The following is a 17,957-nucleotide window of genomic DNA, read 5'->3' on the forward strand; positions in this document are numbered from 1 at the left end:
GGACCTTTCTAGCCGGCGCCTCGCGAAGCGCCAGTCAGGGCTTCCTCAAGGCCGCGGCGGCTTTCCACCGCAAGCCGCAGCAGCGCCGAGTCTGCGCCCATCAGCCGTCGCCTTGCCTTCGGGGCGATGAAATAGTTGCGTCCATCGCGCACGATCCAACCTGCAGCCTGCAGTTTCGCAACTTTCCGGCGCAAGGTCTCGTACGGCACGCCAGACGCGCGATTCAATTGGCTTAAGTTCAGAGCGTTCAACGTTTCCGGCAGACGGATACTTTCGTCGAGCAGCACGCCTAGGATGTAGAAGGCTTCGAGATCGCCCTCAAACTGCGCCTGGACTAAGCGGAAGAAGTCTAGCACGGTTCGAAGAAGTATCGGTGTGACTGCGACGTTGGGTGCTTCTGAAGTCGAACTCGCCGGGGTTTTCACTGACTGCTCCAATGCTTCCCCGACATCACAGAGCACCCGCCGGGCGTAGGCTGTATAGCCCTCAACTGGCGTTGCTCAGATATCAACGAGATGGAAATCTGCAAGCGGCGCGCGAACTGCGACGGGTGCGCCGAGGACACCGCCGTAGCCGGGCCACGTCTCGACCAGCAGGGCTACGCCTTCGGCGTTGGGCAACTGCTCGATCCGCCAGAAGCCCGAGCGGGATCGGTAGCGTAGATTATCGCCGGCATAACAAACGACGTCGCCGATCCGCCGGCTCTGTACGTCATGGTCCGTCATGGAGAACCGCGCCGACTGCAACATGATAAATCTAGCCGGATCGCCACGCCGTTCGTCTCAGGTGGAGCGGCCTGCGTTGCTAGACCGTGTGGCGACATCCCGAGTGCTCCTAGACGCTGACAAGATCGTGCCCAAGCCGTGGTGTAGCTTTAGCGGTGTGGTCACCGCGATCTCCAGCAGGGCCGGATCCTGTCAGGCGGCCACGGCGGGCAGGCTGACGAGGCATCATCGCTGAGCGGGGCGACGCTTTCCAGGGTCATGTAGCGGGAGCGCGGCCCATTCGTCGGACTGCTCGAGCAAGATGGCGCCAACCAGCTGGGTGACGGCGGCTCCGTTCGGGAAGCTCATGTAGGCCAGCACGTCGTCTTCGGCCCAGTCCATCAAGTCGGCCCGCTTCGGCAGCTTGGACCGCAGCTGGTCGGAGACCTTGCGCCACTGTGCCTTGGCGGTGGCGGGATCGTCATGGACGAAGGCGGTGGCCATCAGACCACGCGCCGACCGCTCTTGCCGGAATGAGCCAGGGCGTTGCGGGCAAAGTGGACCCGGCAGCGCTGTTGGGTGGCGCTCAGCACCCGGGCGGCGGCGGCCTTCAAGCCCTCGTGCGGGTCGGAGATCACCAGCTTCACGCCGCGCAGGCCGCGCCGCGCCAGCTTGGGAAGGAACTCAGTCCAGAAGGTCTCCGCCTCCGAGGGGCTCACGCCCACGCCCACGCCCAGCACCCCGCGGCGGCCATCGGTGTTGACGCCCACCGCCACCGTGACCGCCATCAACCCCGCGCGGCCGGCCCGGCCGCACCTTCACGTAGGTGGCGTCGATCCAGCAGGAGGGCCACTCGCCCCCGATTGGCAGCTCCAGGCAGGCCTGCATCAGCTCGTCGATTTCCTCGCAACGCCGGCTGACCTGGCTCTTGGAGATGCCGCTCATGCCCATCGAGCGGACCAGGTCGTCGACCGAGCGGGTGGAGACGCTCTGGATGCGTCTGCTGGATCACCGCGGTCAGCGCCTTCTCCGCCAGCCGCCGCGGCTCCAGGAAAAAGGGAAGTTGCTGCCCTTGCGAAGCTTCGGGATCCGCAGCTCGACGGTCCCGGCGCGGGTCTCCCAATCACGGTCGCGGTAGCCGTTGCGCTGCGCCAGCCGCTCGGGGCTCTTCTCGCCATGCGCCGCGCCGGTGAGCTGGCCAACCTCCAGGTCCACCAGCCGCTGCGCGGCGAAGCCGACCATCTCACGCAGCAAATCGGCGTCAGCGCTCTTCTCCATCGGTACGCGAAAGGCGACCATGTCGACGGTCATCTCCGGTCTCTTGGTTTGCGGTTTGTGTCTGCAAACCGACCCTAGCCGAAGATCGCGGATGACCACCCGCTGTACCGCTCGCTCGCTACGGCGCCTGTGAAGGCGCGCTTCGCGAGCGGCTTCGCTACCGCCCAGCTGCAACACCAGCGGGGACACGACCCCTCAGGACTTGTGTGCAACCCGAGCGAGTTGATACCCCTCGCGCCTCGTAGCGCAGAATGAGCGGATACCTGATCTTCTATCGGGTCGAGACGAAGAAGGTCGTCGTCATTCCAAGTCCACGACGGAGCCATGGACTACGAGCCGATACTGTTGCCAGATCGACTGTCAGCAGGCGGCCGGCCTGCGCAATTTCCGATAACAAACATTAGGCGGTCGTCGGGATTGGGCGCCCTAAGGGCGACGTGTCGCTGACTCAATAAGCTGCGACGCCGGGCCTGCTCGGCGGTTCTCGCCTCTTTTGCGGCGCAGGTGGCGGCTTCCTGGCTCCAAATCTGCGACGAGCAAGTCGACGGGCTGCCAGCTCACCTCGCTTTACCCCCTCTTCCCAGCGTTCCAGTCAGGACGTCGGTAACGGGTCGGACGTCGAAGTCGGGTTGGATCTGCTGCGTCGAGGAGTGAAGATCCTGCGCTATCACACCGGGAATTGCCCCGTCGTGCGGGCTGACGCCACGCCGCACCTGTGACGTGGCCTATTGCTGGGCACGCACGGGCGTCGCATCCTACCGCGGTTCTTTGGGGGGTGTGGCGCGTGCGTATTCGATTGGCTTTGGCCGCAATCGCGGCTGTGGGGCTGCTGCCGCTGGCGGCGCTCGCGGATTCCTGGGACACGTGGCGCTACGCGGTCAAAATGGGCCAGGAAGCCGAGGTCGTGCGGATGCTCGACGCCGGCCAAGATATCGACATGCAGAACGAGGAGGGCTGGACAGCGCTCCACGTGGCCGCAGAGGACGGCAATGAGCGCATGGTCCGCTATCTGCTCGCCCGCGGCGGCGCGGACCGACCTGAAGACCACGCGCGGGCGTACGGCCTATGATGTGGCGGAAGGCTATTCGGCCATCCGAGCGGCGATCCGGGCCAAGATGGCGCCCCCGGCGGACCCCTTTGCGCCCTACCTCGGCGGCGCTGCGGCGGCGCCCGCGAAACGGCCCCCGGCGGCGCCCATGAAGGCGGGCAACGGGGCCTGCGCGGCCGCGAATGCGAACCCGGCCAATGACGGCCGCACGCCGGCGACGCGGCCGCGCCTGCAAGCTCGGGACGCTGTTTGGTATAACCAGCCGGCGGAGCTCGCCGCGCTCCTCGACGACTGCGTCGGCGTCAACTCCAAGGACACGGACGGGGGCACGCTCCTGCACGTGGCCGCCGAGCGCAACCGGATCGATATCGCGAAGCTGCTGATCGCCAAGGGCGCGAGCCGGACGGCCACCGACAACAGTGGCAAGCGGCCCGCCGACTATGCCGCGTCACCCGAGATGCAGGCGCTCTTAGGGGCGCGATCGCCAGGCGGCCCGTCCACGCCTGTCCCGGCGAGCGGCGCCAATGAAGCTTACTGCAAGCAGATGTGGCACGAGGCGACTGCGCTTTGCGGTTTGGGCGCGGCGCGCTGCACGAACACGGCGAGCATCCGGTACAGCGCCTGCCTGAAGAAGGGCACCTGGTACTAAAGAAGGCCTTCGATCCTGACGGTCCGCTGTCAGGCTGGATGGCCAGTCCGAGTTTCGACCCGAGGCCGAAGTTCGCTTGGTTGAGAGCCAGGCAACCTACTTCGGCTCCCGTTCGTCCCGACGCTGCTTAGCCCGCTGATCTGGTGAGAGCGGCTTCTCGGTTGCCAGGTTGCGCCAAATCTCCGCGATCTTCAGGAAGTCAGCCCGCTCTGCCTCATTGCGTGCGTACTTCGCCAGCCGCTCTGCCTCTTCAGCACGCTCGAGATATTCGTTCTGCAATGCACTTCTTCTGCTCGGGGTGAGCGGCGCGCGTGGCTGGTCAGCACGCACATGTATATCACCGTTCATTCGCCGCCAGGTCGCCGCCCGTCCCTACCCCACAACGCGGACTTCGACCAAAGCGACGTCCCGGGGTCCCCCGGGCCCAGACCCCGCAGCGTCGGCGTTCGCCCGGAGGTCGTCAGGCTGCCCGTGCAATGTGCGCTTCGCCCATGTGGATCAGGATCGCGGTGTAGACGATGTCGCTGATCACCATGTCGCGTTCGTCTGCCAGTTCGCGGACGCGGCCGACGACAGGCTGCGCCAGCGCAAGCGTCACGGACGGCGAAGACGTCGGACCGGTCAGCAGGTACTTGCGAAAGCCGTCAGCCTCCTCGTCGAGGAAGCGCTCCAGGACGGCGGCGTAGTGGTCAGCCACGGTCTTGCCGGCGAGTTTGGCCTCGCCCTTCATCCGCTTATGCGCCCAGCGGGGCAAACGCATCGAGAGGTTCGTCCGGTGGACGTACTGCGGGGCCCCGTCGCTCTGGCCGACCTCGTGTTCCATCGATCCCATCGACCTCCAACTCGCAAATCAGAGAATCGCCCATGGCGGACTCCCCGTCCAGTCGGTTGTCAACGCGAAGATTCTTCAGGCGAAGCCGGAGAACGCCGCGACAGTGGCGGCGGCCCGCCATCGGGCCTCGCCGTGAGGCGACCAATGCTCCGCCCGAGCGCCCATGAGGTGGAACGACGTCACGGGCAGCGCCAAGGCGACTAGGATGAGCGGATCCAGCGAAGCGTACTTGAGGGCGCGTTGGCGCGCCTTCGGGACGCTGAGCCGGGCGCACTCCTCCACCCACTGGGCCAACGCGGGATCTGGTGTGGGCGGACAGCCGGGCGCACCTACGATCCTCATGGCCGCGCGAACGTGGGAGAGACGAGCCGCGGTGGAAATCTCGTAGGCGGCTGCGGTTCGCAGTTCGGCTGAGCCGCCGCGCGTGGAAACCTGCCCCCACCGCATTTCCAGGCCCGACATCAAGGGCCCCCGTCCCATGCAGATGTTCATCTGGGTGCAAAGGGCGTCGACCACATCGAGCACCTCGCGGGTCCAGACGCGGAGGAGCTCCTGCGCCGCGGGCGAGCGTGACTCGATCAGCGCTGCGCTTGCTTCGCCGAGACGCAGCTCCTCCGGCTGCATGCGGGCGATATTCAGGTCCAGGGGTTCGGAAGCGTGGGTCCAGCCCTCATTCGTCGGGTCGCCGACCAGGTCCACGCCGGCTTGGCCGTGCGGGACGAGGGGCTCCCGATGCGTCGGACAGCAGGTCGCCAAAGGGTGCGTCCAGTTCACCCGCACATGGGGCGGCCGCTCAATCGCCATGTCTTCTTGCAGGCAGGACCGACAGACAGCCCAGGCTAGTGGGACCGGCAGCCCCGCCGGCGCGGCCGACTTGAGGAACGCTGGGTGCACCATCGCCTCGAGCTCGGCGATACTGCGGCCCGTGCGGGCTGTGATACCGGCGAGCGCGGCGCGATCCGGGTTGCGATCGCCCTCGTGGAGTTCGACCCCGATCTCCCAGCCGACCTCGTGCAGGGAGAGCAGCTGCCGATGAGCAATCCGCACCAGCCAGGACGACAGCGCCTCGCCGGGCACCGGCTCGACACGCGGAAGGGCCAGGGTCGGCGCGATGGGAGCCTCAAAGCCCATGTTCCACCTGCTCGCGCTGCGCCACGATCTGTTCGAGCAGGCCGACCGTGATGCATTCGGTTCCTGTCCGGATGGCCTCCTTCGCGGCCTTCTCCAGCAGCGCGAACATCGCGCCCATGTTGCCGGCGAGCACATGGAGGGTGTTCATCAGCGCCTTGTCGACCTTGGTTGGCTTGCGGAGCGGCAGGTGCGCCACGCGCTCCCGGACGAGCTCGACGACCCACCGCTCCTTCTTTGCCCACCGAGGCAAGCCGACGATCTCGAAGCGTTGCGCGAGGTGCTCGTCGGCCTTGATCAGCGCCCTCGCCTCGCCGCTGCCAAAGCCCGCGACGGCGATCGACAGCTCGTTCGACAGGTACTTCAGGGTGTTCAGCACGACCTGCTGAGCAGACGCCCGCTGATCGAGGATGTGCTGCATCTCGTCGATGATCAGCAGACGCACGGTCCGGGCCTCCATGTGGCGCACCACCATGGCGCGCAGACGCGGGACGGTGACGTCCGGCATCGGCGCCTGCATGCCGCGCAGGATCTCCAGGTAGAGCCGCTTTTCGTCGACGGTTGGCGGCGCCTGGATGGCCACAACCGAGCCCGGCTCGATCTCCTGCCGCGCCTCCTCCTCCAGATAGAGGTCGAGGAAACGGCGGATGATCCGGGTCTTGCCGCTGTTCGGCGGCGCATACACCAGAAGCGACGGCATACGGACCCGCTTGGGCATCCGCACCAGCTCCAGAAGCCGCTCCACAACGGCCTCGCCGGGCGGATAGGGCAGCCAGGCGTCCGATTCGATCGCCCGCAGGCGTTCTGCATCATCGGCCGTGGCGAGGTGGCGGATGCTGGGGTCGAGGTGGTCGAAAGCCCCGCAAGTGTCTGTCTGGGACATCAGAATGCTCCTCCCCAGCTGTCGTTGATCTCGGCGGGCGGTTGGGTGGCCCGGCGCGCGTCGGCCAACCGCTCCTGCATGCGCCGGGCGCGCTGCGAGGTCTTGGCGCTGGCGGCGAGCTCGGCTTCGATCTCCGCCATGGCGCGCCGGGCCAGAAGCCCCTGTGCAGGCCCGCGTTCACCACGCGTCGCGCGCGCCATCGCGCGGTAGAGCGCCAAGGTGGGCGCGCGCCCAGGTTCGTGTGCGAACCGGTAAGGGGCGATCACGTAGCGGCTATGCTCCAGCCGCACCCAGACCTTGGACAGGTCGCGGGGGTCGAACTTGACCTCTACCTTCCCCTTGCGCTCGGCGTAGGCGAGCTTCAGCTCCTCACAGGCATAGTCCTGCCCGAACAGGCGAATGCCGTGGCGGGTGACCTGCCGAACCGAGGACGGCAGCATGTCCAGCCGGAAGGCTTCCGGGTCGTCGGGCATGCGCGGCGCCTTTCCGGCCGTCGCTTCCTCCCAGGCCTGCAGCGGCGTCTTGCCGAGCGCCGAGTGGACCGTGTTGTGGTAGACGCCGAGGATCTGCTTGGCGAACCAGTCGTCGAGCTCCGCCAGGGTGAGCCTCGCCGAGCCCACGCTGTCGTAGTCGCCGCGGGCGCTCGGGCTTGAGTGCGTGGCGCCGGGCAGCATGCGGCAGGCGCCCATCATGGTCCCGATCATCCGCTCGATGTGGCCGCCCCAATGCGGGCGGCCGGCGGGCCTCAGGAAGGTCTCCACGCCCTGGTTCTTCAGGCCCCGCACGAAGGCCTCGGCGCGGAACTCCGCCGCCCGGTCGCTGTGGACCAGCCGCGGAAGGCCGCGTCCCGGCCAGGGGTAGTCGTAGCGGCGGGCGCTGAGCCAGGGACCCTTGTCGGCCACGGCGAAGGGAGATGGCGATCGCCGCGCGCAGCAACGAAGGCGGCTCGAGCGAGACGTAGTAGCCGACGATCATGCGGGTGGCGACGTCGAAGACCAGGGTCAGCCAGGCGCGCCCGATGGGCTTGCGATGCTCGCTATCGACAATGATCACGTCAGCCAGGGTGTGGTCGATCTCGAACACCGCCCAGGGCTCGGTCACCAGGAAGCGGCCATGGCGGGGCGTCGCAGCTTCCGCCGCCTTGCGCCCATTGCGACGGGCTTCGACCTTGGCTCGCTTCAGCTTGTGCAGGCGGCGGATCACCGCCGCCCGGGCGGGTGGCGCAAGGCCTTCGGCTTCGCAGTCGGCGGCGATCTTGCCGACGGTGTCGAGCATCGAGGGCTTCGCCGGCGTGAGATAGTAGTGCAGCAGGCGCTGCAGGATGATGATCTCGACGCGCGGGTGCAGACGCGAGCGTCCTTTCGGGAAGCCGCGCTTGTGCTGAGCCAGCGCCCGCACAGTGACCTCCCCTGCTCCGCTGACCCGCCGCAGATCGCGGTAGATTGTCGCGCGGTGGACGCCTGCCACTTCGGCGGCGAAGTCAATGTCGACCGATCTGCGGTCCGGCATCGTCACCAGGTGCTGGATCGCCTGGGCCCGACCAGCGAGCTCGTCGAAGCGCTGCTGCGAGATCGTGTCGATGGGCGCCACACGGGCTTCGTCGCCTGCGGTCATGGCGCGCCCTCCCCTTGCGCCTGCTCCTCGGGGAAGAACATGGAGAAGCCGACGATCTGGCGGGTGCGCTCATCAATGGCGGTGATCAGCCAGCCCCGCCGGCTGGCGTCTGCGATGTAATCCATCGGCTCGACGTCGATGCGGATCGGCAGCTCGTCGCCGGCGTCCGCGTCCGGCGTGGCCCCTCCGCTGGACGGCGGCTGCGCGACTACCTCGTCGAGCAGCTGCGAGACGGCTTCGAAGAGTTCGGGTGAGAGGTCCTCGATCTGCCCGATCGGAGGATCTTCGGCGCGGGAAATGTCGGCTTCGATGTTCGGGAAATGCGTGGTCATCGGCTTGCCCTTCTGTGGACTGCCGATGAGCTGGACTCCGAGCCGTCAACTTCGCAACTGGCAAACTGCTAGCAAGCAAGTCGCGAACCGCCTGCCCAATTAACAGTAGTTTCTAGATAGAACAAATACTTATACAGGGCCGCCAGTATCACTTTGTTGTGAGATAATGGGTTCTTGTCTTTTGACAGCTCGCGGGCGCTGGCAACTGTCACTATCCGCACGAACACAACCTGATGCGACACTGATTTCGATACGTTCTATAGTGACAGCCTGGGGTCGCCGCCATGGCCAACTGTCACGTGTCACGAAGACGATCGTTTGTGAGACACCCGGAGAACGCGGATGCTGGTCGGCTACATGCGGGTCTCGAAGTCGGACGGCACACAGACCCTCAACCTGCAGCAGGACGCCCTGCGCCTCGCCGGCGTCGACGACCGCGCCATCTATGACGACCTGGCCTCCGGCCGGGCCGACGACCGACCCGGGCTGCAGGCCTGCTTGAAGGCGCTGCGCCCCGGCGACACCTTGGTGGTCTGGAAGCTCGACCGGCTCGGGCGCAACCTGCGCCACCTGATCAACACCGTGCAGGACCTGGCGGCGAAGGATGTTGGCCTAAGGGTGCTCACCGGCCACGGCGCCGCCGTCGACACCACCACGGCGCCCGGCAAGCTGGTGTTCGCGATCTTCGCCGCCTTGGCGGAGTTCGAGCGGGAGCTGATCTCCGAGCGCACACGCGCTGGCATCGCGGCCGCCCGGGCGCGAGGCCGCTCAGGCGGTCGCAAGCCGAAGATGACCGCCGCCAAGGTCCGGCTCGCGCAGGCCGCCATGGGCAAGCCGGAGACCAAGGTCGCGGCGCTCTGTCGGGAGCTCGAGGTCAGCCGCCAGACTCTCTACCGGCACGTCGGCCCCGGCGGCGAGTTGCGCAAGGATGGACGCGCGGCGCTAGAGCGCTCACGGGGCTGACCCTCCCCCTCCCCGTCGCCCCCCCGCTTTAACCACGAGTTCATCTCACTTCGGCAGGGTGCCCCGCGTCGGCTGAACCGCCATCGCCAGGAGGTCGATGCTTCGCACGAGCAGGTCTGGGTCCCCGCCGGCCACCAGGAAGGCCTGCACCGACCTGGCCACGCCATCCGGGATGGCGACGCCTCGCAACTCCCGATCCACATAATCGCATAGCCGTTCGATCCGCGGCGTCACGCGCCGGAGCGTGCCGTGCTTGGCGCGGGAGACGACGGGCTGGTCCAGCCGGGTACGTTGCGCGATGGTTTCCTGCGTGTACCCAGGCCGCGCCAGAAGCGCGTTGAGATCGCGCGTCAGGGCGTCCAGGGAATAGTCACGCTTCGCTTGCATTGTTCCGCATAATCGCATAATTTTGGTCGCATGGAAAGCGGGCCAAGCTCATGCGCGTGACGGACCTGTTCTGCGGGGCCGGGCTTTTCAGCGCCGGTTTCTCGGCCGCCGACTTCGAGATCGTGCAGGCGGTGGAGCTCGACCGCGAGGCGGTCAAGAGCTACAGCCGCAACGTCTCTCCGAACGTGGTGCAGGGCTCGGTCACGGCGCACAAGCCGGTCGAGACCGACGTGCTGATCGCAGGCCCGCCCTGCCAGGGCTTCTCGACGTTGGGCCGGATGGACCCGACTGACGCCCGCAACAACCTCAGCCTCGAGGTGCTCCGCTGGGCCAAGGACAGCGACGCCAAGGTGGTGGTGATCGAGAACGTCCCGCCGTTCCTGCGCTCGCCGCAATGGGCGCTTCTGACCCGCAGGTTGCGCCGCCTCGGCTACGGCATCGAGACCTGGGAATTGAACGCCTACGACTTCGGCACGCCGCAGCTTCGGCGTCGCGCGTTCACGGTGGCGAGCAAGGTGGGCGTCATCGGCCGGCCAGCTGAAACCGGCCCCGGCAAGACCGCGGGCCAGGCCATCAGCGACCTCGCAGGCCTCGACGCCGGCGACGACGCCTTGCACGTCTGGCCTGAGCCTCGCGGGGTCGCGGCCGAGCGTATCGCGCTCGTGCCGCCGTGCGGCGACAAGCGTGACATCATACGCCTCGCGCCCGACCTTTGTCCGCCCTCATGGATCAAGATGGGCTGTCAGGCGACCGACGTCTGGGGACGCATGGATCCGAACGCGCCGGCCAACACGCTGCGCTGCACCTTCCAGAACCCATCCAAGGGCCGCTATCTGCACCCGACGCTGAACCGCACCCTCTCGCTCCGGGAAGGCGCGCGGCTTCAGGGCATCCCGGACAGCTGGCAGATGAGCGGCCGGGGCTATCCGGTCGCCCGGCAGATCGGGAACGGCGTGCCGGTGCCGCTGGCCGCCGCCGTCGCCCGCCAGGTGGCGGCGGCCCTGCACTAGCCCTCGGCGGCTTGCGGGTCGGCTTGTGCATCCTCGTTCGCGGCCTCGGCGGCGGCCGGCGCGCCAGGGCCGTCCCCGCTATCTAACCCTGCGGCCTCGTCACCGTCGTCCTCTTCCTCATCCTCTTCCTCATCGGTCGCGCTCTCCAGGACCTTGATGGCCTCGATGTGCACCTGCCAAGCGTCCTTCAGCAACTCCTGGATGCTCATGATCCGGATCGTGGCGTTCGCGCCCTGCTCGCGGAACTCCTTCAGCAACCGCTTCTGCCCGGTAGCCGTGGTCGCTTGATCCGGCATCGCGCCGATCAGGAAGCCGCGGACGTTGACCTTGTGGCTGAGCTCGGCTTCGCACCACTCGTTGATCTGGAAGATGTACTCGTCGAGCTGCTCAAGGTGTTCGGCCGAGAGCGGCAAGCTCGGGCTCTTCAGCTCCACGACGTTGATCACATAAGGCCCTGAGAACGTCGGGTCGGACATGATGAAGGTCAGGTCCGGCCGGCGGGCGTCGTCCTTGTCGCCGTCCGTCACCCTGGCGAAGTTATCGAGCTCGAACCGCTTAGCGATCCGGCTCACCACCTTGTTCAGGTCCTCGTCGCTAGTCAGGTAGTTGGAGAACTCCGGCCGGATCAGCCACGGGTTCGCTTCCAGCAGGTCGTGCAGCTCGCGCTCAAGACCCCTCTTGCGCCACTCGTCCTCGCCCTTCTGCCAGAGCTTTTGGAGCGCCGCGATCCGTCGCGACGGCCGCGATAGAGCTTCAGCACATCAATCCGCTCGATCTCGCTCAGCTCGCGCAGGTGCTCGGCCACCTTCTCGATCGTTTCCGGACGGGTACGCGCTTCGATGAGCTTGACCAGCACCTCGGTAGCGTTGACCGAGTTGATGAAGGCCGGCGCCAGCTCCTGGAACGCTGGGCTGTCAACGCCATGTTCGTTCGCGAGGGCGTGCAGCAGCTTGCCGGCCGGCTTGCGGGTCTTGCGCGGCAGCGTGTCAATGATCCGGCTCAGCACCTGCGCCGTCGGATCGGTCTTGAGCTTCTCGCTCGTCTGCTTGTCCCGGAAGAGCGAGTGCGAGGCGATGGCCGCCTTCATCAGCTGCGACACATGCTCCAGCAGCGCGCGGACCGCCTCGTTGTCTTCGCGAAGCTGGGTCCGGTTCGTGTTGATCAGATCGATCCCCGCGCGATCGAACTCGTCGGCTTCGACGACGCACTCCAAGTAGTCGGTGGCGTGGAAGTTGTGCATGCCGGTCGGGAGTTTGAACAACGACGGACCAGCGGCCAGACGGTTGTTGCAGTAGATCCGCGCGCCGCGCTTGCGCGCCGGCAGATGCTGTCCTCGCGGCCGGAAGCCGACGAAGTACTTCAAGGGTACGTCGCCGATGTCTTCGATGGTCAGGATGCTCGAGGCGTAGCCGCGCTCGTCCAGACCGCCCGCCGGATAGATGAACTCGTACTCCGGCGGCTGCGGGACCAGCGGGGTCTCGTTCAGCGTGACCAGGAAGTCCTCCGGCCGCAGCGCCTGGAAGGCTTCCCGGATGGTCTCCTCCAGCGTCTCGAGCCGCTCCTTGACGGCGTCGGATTTCAGGCCGGAGAGCGTGATGCGGGTCCCCTGCTCTTTCGGGTCCAGTCCTTCTTCGTAGGTCGCAGGGATGTCGACGTCGGTGACGTTGGCCGCGCCCTTGAGCTTCGAGTCCTGCAAGGTGATGATGGTCGCGAAGGTCTCGCCTTGGCGTTTTGTCCGGACCTCGACGTTCTCGGCCGCGCCGAAGCCCGCGAGCTTGCCCAGGCCCTTCCGGCCCATCACGAACCGCTTGCCAGTCTCCGACTTGATGTTGGACTCGGTCCCGTCGGCGCCCTCGCGCCGCTTGCGGTTGAGCGGCAGGAACTTGCTCTCGACGTCCTTCCAGCTCATTCCATGGCCATCGTCCTCGATGACCACCTTCAGGTCGTTGGGCAGCGTGTCGAGAAGGACGGTGAAGCGGTCGCGCAGCCCGGCTGCGACCTCGGCCTTGGCCGCCTGACGCACCTTCGTTCGCGCCGCTTCGATGTCTTCGTGGGGGATGGTGATCGTGACGTTGTGGGCTTCGCTGTCGTAGGCGTTGGCCACGAACTCGACCAGGCACTTGCCCAGCGTCGTGTACATGTTGATGCCCAGGGCCTCGAGCATGCCCCCTGGATCGGCATCTTGAACGCGGCCGGACGGGCTGCGGACGCGGCGCCATCGGACATCAGGACCTCGCGGGCGAATCTGCGGAGCTCACGGCGAAGTTGTTATCATTCTTCGCCGGCGGGCGAACATCGGTGTTCTGCGCGATGGCGCGGCGGCGCCTATGGCGCAGCGCGAGCGGCGATGTCGCAGTCCAGTTCCTTGATCAGGTACTTGCCCCGCTCCAGCGTTACCGGGTCGGTGGCGGTGAGCACCCAGCCGACCGCCTGATCGCAGAGTCGGCGCCGCTCCGCTGACACCTCGCGTCCGCCGAAGGTCTCGTGGACGATCCAGGCCACCAGAACATAGCCGCAGCAGGCCACGAAAAGGCCGGCCCAGTACTTCCAGCCGAGGAATGCGGATCTTGAAGCCTGCGCCGCCACGGAGCCGCCTCCCACCTTGACGCCGGAACGGGCCGGGCAGTTCCTTCACCCGGCCCAACCAAAACCCGGAGACCAATGCGACTGAAGTCCGCGTTGGACGATGCCAAGCTCCTGCGAGCCAGGGCGCACCCCTTGCATCGCCTGCGATCTAACGCCGCTGGCGCAAGCCGCGCAAGGCGAAAGCCGGCGGCGGCTCAGTGGGAACGCGTTGGCGCAGCCAGCGCGCCTGTCGGTTCGCTCTTCTCGGCTTCCGACCACCCAGGGATCACGGCAAGGCGGAAGGCGCGCTGCCAGAGCTCCATCGGGCGACCGTCCGCCATCTGCTGCGCCACTTCAAGCGCGGCCTCGTCGGACGCGGCTTCAATATCCGCGGCCTGTTGGATGTGGCCATCGCGCCCCAGGAAGTACAGCCGGTAATCGGGCATAAGCCCACCATTGCACAGATCAAGGGGTTGTCTGTCGCCTGGGCGACAGCCATTACGCGCCGCGCTTCAGGTCACTTCGTGCCTGTTCAGAGAGCACACGCCATCCCGCAGCAACCTTCTCGAATGCTCGGCGCTGATCCGCGTCGGGCAAGCGACGCGCCTGCTCTTCCGCCTCCTCGGCTCGGCGATCGTACTCCGCGATGCGATCCAACGCCATTCCACCTCGCCCGCTACTCCCGGCTCGGCCCGTTCCCGCAGCAACCCGCAAGGGCGGGGTGCGGTTTCGGCGACGTGCCTGAACCTCCGCCAGTGACGGCCGAATTCCAATCGCTGCGCTAGGCTCCGCTCACTCAGCCTGGAGCACTCGGCCCTCCCGCTCTCGGAGGAAGTTGTGCGCCTGCGTCGCCGCGATGGCGCCATGACCAATCGCGACGCTGATCTGGTCGAGGGCCTCGACCACATCGCCGGCTGCGAACAGCCCGGGAATGGGGAGACGCTGGCAGGCATCGGTGGGGATGCAGCCGCCCTCGGACAAAGTCAGGCCGAGCTGAGCTGCGAGCTCCGACCTCGGGCTGGCGCCCAGGGCGGGATAGAGCACGTCGAAGGTGAGCCGGCGCCCATCGCTCAGCTCCACCTCCATGGCCTGCGGTCCGGGTCGGAAGGCGGCCACCGGCGCATCGAGCACCTCGACGCCGGCCGTAGCCAGTTCCCGGCGCTGAGCGTCAGAGAGTTCGCAGCCCTCGCGGGTCAATAGAGTGAGATGCTTGGAGTAGTGGCGCAGGAATAGGGCTTCGCGGGCGCCATGCGTGCTGCTTCCCAATACGGCCACGCGCTTTCCCGTCGCTTCGTAGCCATCGCAAATCGGGCAGTAGCGAAGACAGGCGGAACAGATCGCGTCTTCGTGGTCCGCCTCCGGCAGATCGATCTGGTTCAGCCGTACCCCCGTCGCAAGGATGACCGAGGCCGCCCGGTAGCGGCTGTGGGCCCCTTGTGCGGCGAAACCCTCCTCCTCGTCGTGAGCGAGCGTCTGAATTTCATCTTGCCGGAGCACGGCGCCATAGAGTTCGGCCTGCTCCCGCATCTGCCGCAGGAGATCGGGACCGGCAATCCCGCCAGGAAACCCCGGAACATTGTGCGTGAGCGGGATGCGCGCTGCGCGGCTGGCGCCGTCGTGAACGACCAGAACCTTTCGCCTGTACCGCGCGAGATATACGGCCGCTGTCAGACCCGCGGGGCCTGCGCCGACAATGAGGACATCGCAGTTTTCGACCGGCATCGGCTCCGCCTCCTGGCGGCCTGGGAATTCATGTTTGGGGAGCAGGATCGGCGCGTCGCCAGGTCCCGCGATCGCACCGGGAACGCCGCGGTCAGGCGCCCGTTCCTTCGCAGACTGGATGGAGGGCAAAATGGCCAAATCAGACAAACCCGATGCGATCGCGCTTCTGAAGGCGGATCACCGCAAGGTGGAGGAGCTGTTCGCCGAGTTCGAAGGGGCCAAGGGCGATGGCAAGAAGCGCAAGCTCGCTGAGCAGATCTGCCTTGAGCTCACCGTCCACACCAAGATTGAAGAGGACATCTTCTATCCCGCCTGCAAGGGCAAGATTGAAGAGGACCTGCTTGGGGAGGCCTATGTCGAGCACGACAGCGCCAAGGTGCTCATCGCCGAGATCGAAGCCGGCGGGCCGGACGACGAATTCTACGACGCCAAGGTGAAGGTGCTCTCTGAGATGATCGAGCACCACGTCGAGGAAGAGGAGAAGCGTTCGGAGGGGATGTTCGCGCAGGCCCGCGCCGCCGGCCTGGATATGGACGCCCTTGGGGAAGCCATGGCGTCCCGTAAAACCGAACTGATGGCCGAGTACAAAGCCACCGGACTTCCCACGCCCGAGACGCCCACTCTCGACAACACGAGCCTCGGGCCGATGGCGTGAGCAGGCCCCCCGCGGAGGCCCCACAGGACCTCGACCTGCGATCGCGCACCATCGGCCTCCTTCTGAACACCGCCAGCGGGAGCTGCCGGGCCGAGTCACGCCAGGAACTGGAGGACATTCTCGCCCAGGCCGGATTGCAGGCTTCGCACACCTGGTGCGGCGGCGGCGAGGAAATCCAGGCCGCCCTGGCGGCTGTCCACAGCGGCGAGGTCGACCTGCTCGTTGTCCTCGGAGGAGATGGCACGATCCGCGCAGCGGCCGAGGCTTGCGCCAATCGCCAGGCGCTCCTGATCCCCTTGCCCGGCGGCACCATGAACATGCTGCCCCGCGCGCTCTATGGCGACGCCAGCTGGCAGGAGGCTCTGCGCGCGACCCTTGCCGCACCACGTTTGCAGCTCGTCCATGGCGGCAAGATCGGAGACGATCGCTTCTTCATCGCAGCGATCCTCGGCGCGCCATCCTTGTGGGCGGAGGCGCGCGAGGCCGTTCGCGAGGGAGACATCTCCGAGGCCGCTCGCCGCAGCGTGGAAGCCCTGTCGCAGGCGTTCTCTGAGAAGGTCCGCTGCCAAGTCGACGGGCGCGATCACGGGGCCGTCGAGGCGGTTTCGCTCCTGTGTCCGCTGAACTCGGCGGCGCTGTCCGACGAGGAAGAGGTGTTCGAGGTGGCGGCCATCGACGCCGGCGGCCCTTTGGATGCGATGCGGCTGGCGCTGACCGCGGTCCTGCGGAGCTGGCGCGAGGATGACGCCGTGCGGTGCAGCCGGGGGCGCGCCGTTGAGCTTCACTCGGACGAGCCGATCCCGGCGATCCTCGATGGCGAAACCTTCTCGTTTGGCTCGAGCGTGAAGGTCGAGTTCGCGCCCCGCTCCATCGCCGCCATCGTCCCCGGTCGCCCAGCGGCTGCAAGCCTGGAGCCTGACGCTCTACTCACGGCGCCCCTCCAAGGCCCAAAACCCCGCTCTGGATCGGCATCGTGACGGCCTCGGGGCTGAGCGCCGCGTAGTTTTACGCCGATGTCCGAAGCTCTCGGATCGCCTAGCGTCCGAGGCGAGCCTGCGGTCTGCGGCGAGCGCATCCGAGGCTCCGACCCCGCGCCGTTCCGGAGATGGCGCGGGGCCGCTCTGCGGCGCGTTCGCGTCGCCCCGGGGGTCGCCCCTCTAGGCCGCGGGGCGCCGCGGCGCAGACGTGAAATGGGACGTGGCGGCCAAGCGCTCAGGGTCGAGCAGGGTCACGTGGCCGAGCCGCAGGACGATCAACCCGTCGCGCCGCAACTGCTGCAGGACACGTTCGGTGTGCAACACGCTGAGGCCGAGGACGTCGGACAGCATCGCCTGGGTCAAGGGCAGTAGGATCGTGGCCCCAGACGTCAGGCCGCCCCCTCCCGCCCTCTCATACAGGTCGAGCAGCAGATGGCCCATGCGCTCGATCGCCGTAAGGCGGCCCAGCCGCAGGATCTGAGCGCCCGCCCACCGGCGATCCTCCCGGGCCGACTGGCGCAGGAGAGCGGCCAGGCCAGTGTCAACGCCGATCCTGCCGTCGAGCGCGGTGGCGTCGCCCAACGGCGACGCGCGCACCCGTGTCAGGGCCAACAGCTCGCCCGGCCCCGCGTCGTCGATGTGCGGCGCTTCGCAAAGATCGCCCGGCACGTAGAGGCGCAGGATCTGGCGGCGCCCATCGGATAAGGTAACCGCCTGCGCCGCCCATCCGAACGCGAGCCGCCAGAGACGAGGGCCGGCTGCATGGGATACCGCGATGACCTCCCCGACCCGATAGTGAGCGTCGCGCGCCGGCGCGGAAGGTTCGACCGGTGCGTTCTCAATCTTCACCGGCGCGCTCCTCGCTCCGCGCCTGTGTAGCTGAAGCGGTTCTCCGTCGTCCGCCACAAAGGTTAAGCCGTAGTCCGGAGAGGTGTGAACTGGACCGGCGGCGCCTGACCCGCGCTGGATGACGCGTGCCGGTCCCAGCCCGCCGCGCTCGGAAGGCGCAAGGAAGATCGGTCGGCGGATCGCTGTGCGGCGCGCGCGGCATGTGGCGCTGCGCGGCAGCGATCAGGGCGCCCGGACGAGGACCTGATCGGCCGGGGCGAGCGGATGGAACCTGCTCCAAGTCCCGGCGGTTGAAGAGCTACTGCGGGAGTTCGGGCCGCAGCGTCGGAAGCTGGCCCATCGGACGTCGACGCCGCCGATG

General features: G+C 67.1%; 22 protein-coding genes and 2 pseudogenes. 6 read left to right on the forward strand and 18 right to left on the reverse strand.

The annotated features are described in order from the left end of the window. Positions 1-8 precede the first annotated feature (8 nt). The 5 genes and pseudogenes from LRS10_RS22190 to LRS10_RS22210 all read right to left on the reverse strand — a co-directional run bounded on the left by LRS10_RS22190 (position 9) and on the right by LRS10_RS22210 (position 2,015). Complete coding sequence (locus LRS10_RS22190) at positions 9-425, reverse strand: hypothetical protein (protein WP_257839342.1); 417 nt, start codon at positions 423-425, stop codon at positions 9-11. Positions 426-500: 75 nt separating this feature from the next. Beyond that, complete coding sequence (locus tag LRS10_RS22195) at positions 501-725, reverse strand: hypothetical protein (protein ID WP_257839343.1); 225 nt, start codon at positions 723-725, stop codon at positions 501-503. A 192-nt stretch (positions 726-917) separates the two neighbouring features. Continuing rightward, positions 918-1,067 (reverse strand): annotated as a pseudogene (locus tag LRS10_RS25450) (IS256 family transposase); the annotation flags it as partial. A gap of 140 nt (positions 1,068-1,207) precedes the next feature. Beyond that, positions 1,208-1,492 (reverse strand): transposase, encoded by a 285-nt coding sequence (locus tag LRS10_RS22205; protein ID WP_257839345.1) that lies wholly within the window; start codon positions 1,490-1,492, stop codon positions 1,208-1,210. Next, positions 1,389-2,015: pseudogene (locus LRS10_RS22210) on the reverse strand (transposase). The gene LRS10_RS22205 and the pseudogene LRS10_RS22210 overlap by 104 nt, the downstream one beginning before the upstream one ends. Before the next feature lie 787 nt (positions 2,016-2,802). On the opposite strand from LRS10_RS22210, the gene LRS10_RS22215 reads away from it, so the two are divergent. After that, a complete protein-coding gene (locus LRS10_RS22215) occupies positions 2,803-3,051 on the forward strand; it encodes an ankyrin repeat domain-containing protein (RefSeq protein WP_257839346.1) in 249 nt (82 codons plus the stop codon). Between the two features lie 127 nt (positions 3,052-3,178). Next, on the forward strand, positions 3,179-3,679 hold the full coding sequence (locus LRS10_RS22220) for an ankyrin repeat domain-containing protein (protein WP_257839347.1): 501 nt from the start codon (positions 3,179-3,181) through the stop codon (positions 3,677-3,679). Positions 3,680-3,775: 96 nt separating this feature from the next. On the opposite strand, the gene LRS10_RS22225 is transcribed toward LRS10_RS22220, so the two are convergent. The 6 genes from LRS10_RS22225 to LRS10_RS22250 form a co-directional block, all read right to left on the reverse strand. Continuing rightward, a complete protein-coding gene (locus LRS10_RS22225) occupies positions 3,776-3,958 on the reverse strand; it encodes a hypothetical protein (RefSeq protein WP_257839348.1) in 183 nt (60 codons plus the stop codon). 181 nt (positions 3,959-4,139) lie between these two features. Beyond that, entirely contained in the window at positions 4,140-4,502 is a 363-nt protein-coding gene (locus LRS10_RS22230; RefSeq protein ID WP_257839349.1) for a hypothetical protein, read from the reverse strand. An 84-nt stretch (positions 4,503-4,586) separates the two neighbouring features. Further along, positions 4,587-5,642: a TniQ family protein gene (locus LRS10_RS22235; RefSeq protein WP_257839350.1), complete on the reverse strand. Its 1,056-nt coding sequence runs from the start codon at positions 5,640-5,642 to the stop codon at positions 4,587-4,589. After that, complete coding sequence (locus tag LRS10_RS22240) at positions 5,632-6,522, reverse strand: TniB family NTP-binding protein (protein ID WP_257839351.1); 891 nt, start codon at positions 6,520-6,522, stop codon at positions 5,632-5,634. The genes LRS10_RS22235 and LRS10_RS22240 overlap by 11 nt, the downstream gene beginning before the upstream one ends. Next, a complete protein-coding gene (locus LRS10_RS22245) occupies positions 6,522-7,424 on the reverse strand; it encodes a Mu transposase C-terminal domain-containing protein (protein WP_257839352.1) in 903 nt (300 codons plus the stop codon). Before LRS10_RS22245 ends, LRS10_RS22240 begins: the two co-directional genes overlap by 1 nt. Before the next feature lie 708 nt (positions 7,425-8,132). Further along, positions 8,133-8,468, reverse strand: a complete 336-nt coding sequence (locus tag LRS10_RS22250; RefSeq protein WP_257839353.1) for a hypothetical protein — start codon at positions 8,466-8,468, stop codon at positions 8,133-8,135. Between the two features lie 342 nt (positions 8,469-8,810). Here LRS10_RS22250 and LRS10_RS22255 point away from each other — a divergent pair, with 342 nt between their 5' ends. Further along, on the forward strand, positions 8,811-9,431 hold the full coding sequence (locus LRS10_RS22255) for a recombinase family protein (protein ID WP_257839354.1): 621 nt from the start codon (positions 8,811-8,813) through the stop codon (positions 9,429-9,431). Positions 9,432-9,476: 45 nt separating this feature from the next. Here LRS10_RS22255 and LRS10_RS22260 read toward each other — a convergent pair whose 3' ends face one another. Then, positions 9,477-9,818 (reverse strand): helix-turn-helix domain-containing protein, encoded by a 342-nt coding sequence (locus LRS10_RS22260; protein WP_257839355.1) that lies wholly within the window; start codon positions 9,816-9,818, stop codon positions 9,477-9,479. 50 nt (positions 9,819-9,868) lie between these two features. Here LRS10_RS22260 and LRS10_RS22265 point away from each other — a divergent pair, with 50 nt between their 5' ends. Continuing rightward, entirely contained in the window at positions 9,869-10,828 is a 960-nt protein-coding gene (locus LRS10_RS22265; RefSeq protein ID WP_257839356.1) for a DNA cytosine methyltransferase, read from the forward strand. Here LRS10_RS22265 and LRS10_RS22270 read toward each other — a convergent pair. The 5 genes from LRS10_RS22270 to LRS10_RS22290 form a co-directional block, all read right to left on the reverse strand. After that, positions 10,825-11,400, reverse strand: a complete 576-nt coding sequence (locus tag LRS10_RS22270) for a hypothetical protein (RefSeq protein ID WP_257839357.1) — start codon at positions 11,398-11,400, stop codon at positions 10,825-10,827. The two genes, LRS10_RS22265 and LRS10_RS22270, sit on opposite strands and share 4 nt — an antisense overlap. Positions 11,401-11,453: 53 nt before the next feature. Beyond that, complete coding sequence (locus tag LRS10_RS22275) at positions 11,454-12,992, reverse strand: ATP-binding protein (protein WP_257839358.1); 1,539 nt, start codon at positions 12,990-12,992, stop codon at positions 11,454-11,456. Between the two features lie 161 nt (positions 12,993-13,153). After that, positions 13,154-13,414, reverse strand: coding sequence for a hypothetical protein (locus LRS10_RS22280; RefSeq protein WP_257839359.1), 261 nt, complete (start codon positions 13,412-13,414; stop codon positions 13,154-13,156). A 194-nt stretch (positions 13,415-13,608) separates the two neighbouring features. After that, on the reverse strand, positions 13,609-13,839 hold the full coding sequence (locus LRS10_RS22285; protein ID WP_257839360.1) for a hypothetical protein: 231 nt from the start codon (positions 13,837-13,839) through the stop codon (positions 13,609-13,611). Between the two features lie 346 nt (positions 13,840-14,185). Continuing rightward, positions 14,186-15,115, reverse strand: coding sequence for an NAD(P)/FAD-dependent oxidoreductase (locus tag LRS10_RS22290; protein WP_257839361.1), 930 nt, complete (start codon positions 15,113-15,115; stop codon positions 14,186-14,188). A 130-nt stretch (positions 15,116-15,245) separates the two neighbouring features. Here LRS10_RS22290 and LRS10_RS22295 point away from each other — a divergent pair, with 130 nt between their 5' ends. Together LRS10_RS22295 and LRS10_RS22300 are read left to right on the forward strand one after the other, a co-directional pair. Next, a complete protein-coding gene (locus LRS10_RS22295) occupies positions 15,246-15,770 on the forward strand; it encodes a hemerythrin domain-containing protein (RefSeq protein WP_257839362.1) in 525 nt (174 codons plus the stop codon). Beyond that, positions 15,767-16,747, forward strand: coding sequence for a diacylglycerol kinase family protein (locus tag LRS10_RS22300; protein WP_257839363.1), 981 nt, complete (start codon positions 15,767-15,769; stop codon positions 16,745-16,747). Before LRS10_RS22295 ends, LRS10_RS22300 begins: the two co-directional genes overlap by 4 nt. Positions 16,748-16,927: 180 nt before the next feature. Here the strand turns inward: LRS10_RS22300 and LRS10_RS22305 are convergent, their stop codons facing one another. Then, the gene (locus LRS10_RS22305; RefSeq protein ID WP_257839364.1) at positions 16,928-17,596 is read right to left on the reverse strand and encodes a Crp/Fnr family transcriptional regulator; all 669 of its coding nucleotides are present in this window, start codon (positions 17,594-17,596) and stop codon (positions 16,928-16,930) included. Positions 17,597-17,957: the final 361 nt, after the last annotated feature.

It is taken from the genome of Phenylobacterium sp. J426 (assembly GCF_024699945.1).
Taxonomy (GTDB): Bacteria; Pseudomonadota; Alphaproteobacteria; order Caulobacterales; family Caulobacteraceae; genus Phenylobacterium.

Bases quoted from the DNA above. Each gene is read 5' to 3' on its own strand.
- LRS10_RS22265 (WP_257839356.1), top strand. From the start codon at position 9,869: ATGCGCGTGACGGACCTGTTCTGCGGGGCCGGGCTTTTCAGCGCCGGT.
- LRS10_RS22235 (WP_257839350.1), bottom strand. From the start codon at position 5,642: ATGGGCTTTGAGGCTCCCATCGCGCCGACCCTGGCCCTTCCGCGTGTC.
- LRS10_RS22290 (WP_257839361.1), bottom strand. From the start codon at position 15,115: ATGCCGGTCGAAAACTGCGATGTCCTCATTGTCGGCGCAGGCCCCGCG.
- LRS10_RS22275 (WP_257839358.1), bottom strand. From the start codon at position 12,992: ATGCTCGAGGCCCTGGGCATCAACATGTACACGACGCTGGGCAAGTGC.
- LRS10_RS22295 (WP_257839362.1), top strand. From the start codon at position 15,246: ATGGCCAAATCAGACAAACCCGATGCGATCGCGCTTCTGAAGGCGGAT.
- LRS10_RS22255 (WP_257839354.1), top strand. From the start codon at position 8,811: ATGCTGGTCGGCTACATGCGGGTCTCGAAGTCGGACGGCACACAGACC.
- LRS10_RS22240 (WP_257839351.1), bottom strand. From the start codon at position 6,522: ATGTCCCAGACAGACACTTGCGGGGCTTTCGACCACCTCGACCCCAGC.
- LRS10_RS22250 (WP_257839353.1), bottom strand. From the start codon at position 8,468: ATGACCACGCATTTCCCGAACATCGAAGCCGACATTTCCCGCGCCGAA.
- LRS10_RS22205 (WP_257839345.1), bottom strand. From the start codon at position 1,492: ATGGCGGTCACGGTGGCGGTGGGCGTCAACACCGATGGCCGCCGCGGG.
- LRS10_RS22230 (WP_257839349.1), bottom strand. From the start codon at position 4,502: ATGGAACACGAGGTCGGCCAGAGCGACGGGGCCCCGCAGTACGTCCAC.
- LRS10_RS22220 (WP_257839347.1), top strand. From the start codon at position 3,179: ATGAAGGCGGGCAACGGGGCCTGCGCGGCCGCGAATGCGAACCCGGCC.
- LRS10_RS22260 (WP_257839355.1), bottom strand. From the start codon at position 9,818: ATGCAAGCGAAGCGTGACTATTCCCTGGACGCCCTGACGCGCGATCTC.
- LRS10_RS22195 (WP_257839343.1), bottom strand. From the start codon at position 725: ATGACGGACCATGACGTACAGAGCCGGCGGATCGGCGACGTCGTTTGT.
- LRS10_RS22285 (WP_257839360.1), bottom strand. From the start codon at position 13,839: ATGCCCGATTACCGGCTGTACTTCCTGGGGCGCGATGGCCACATCCAA.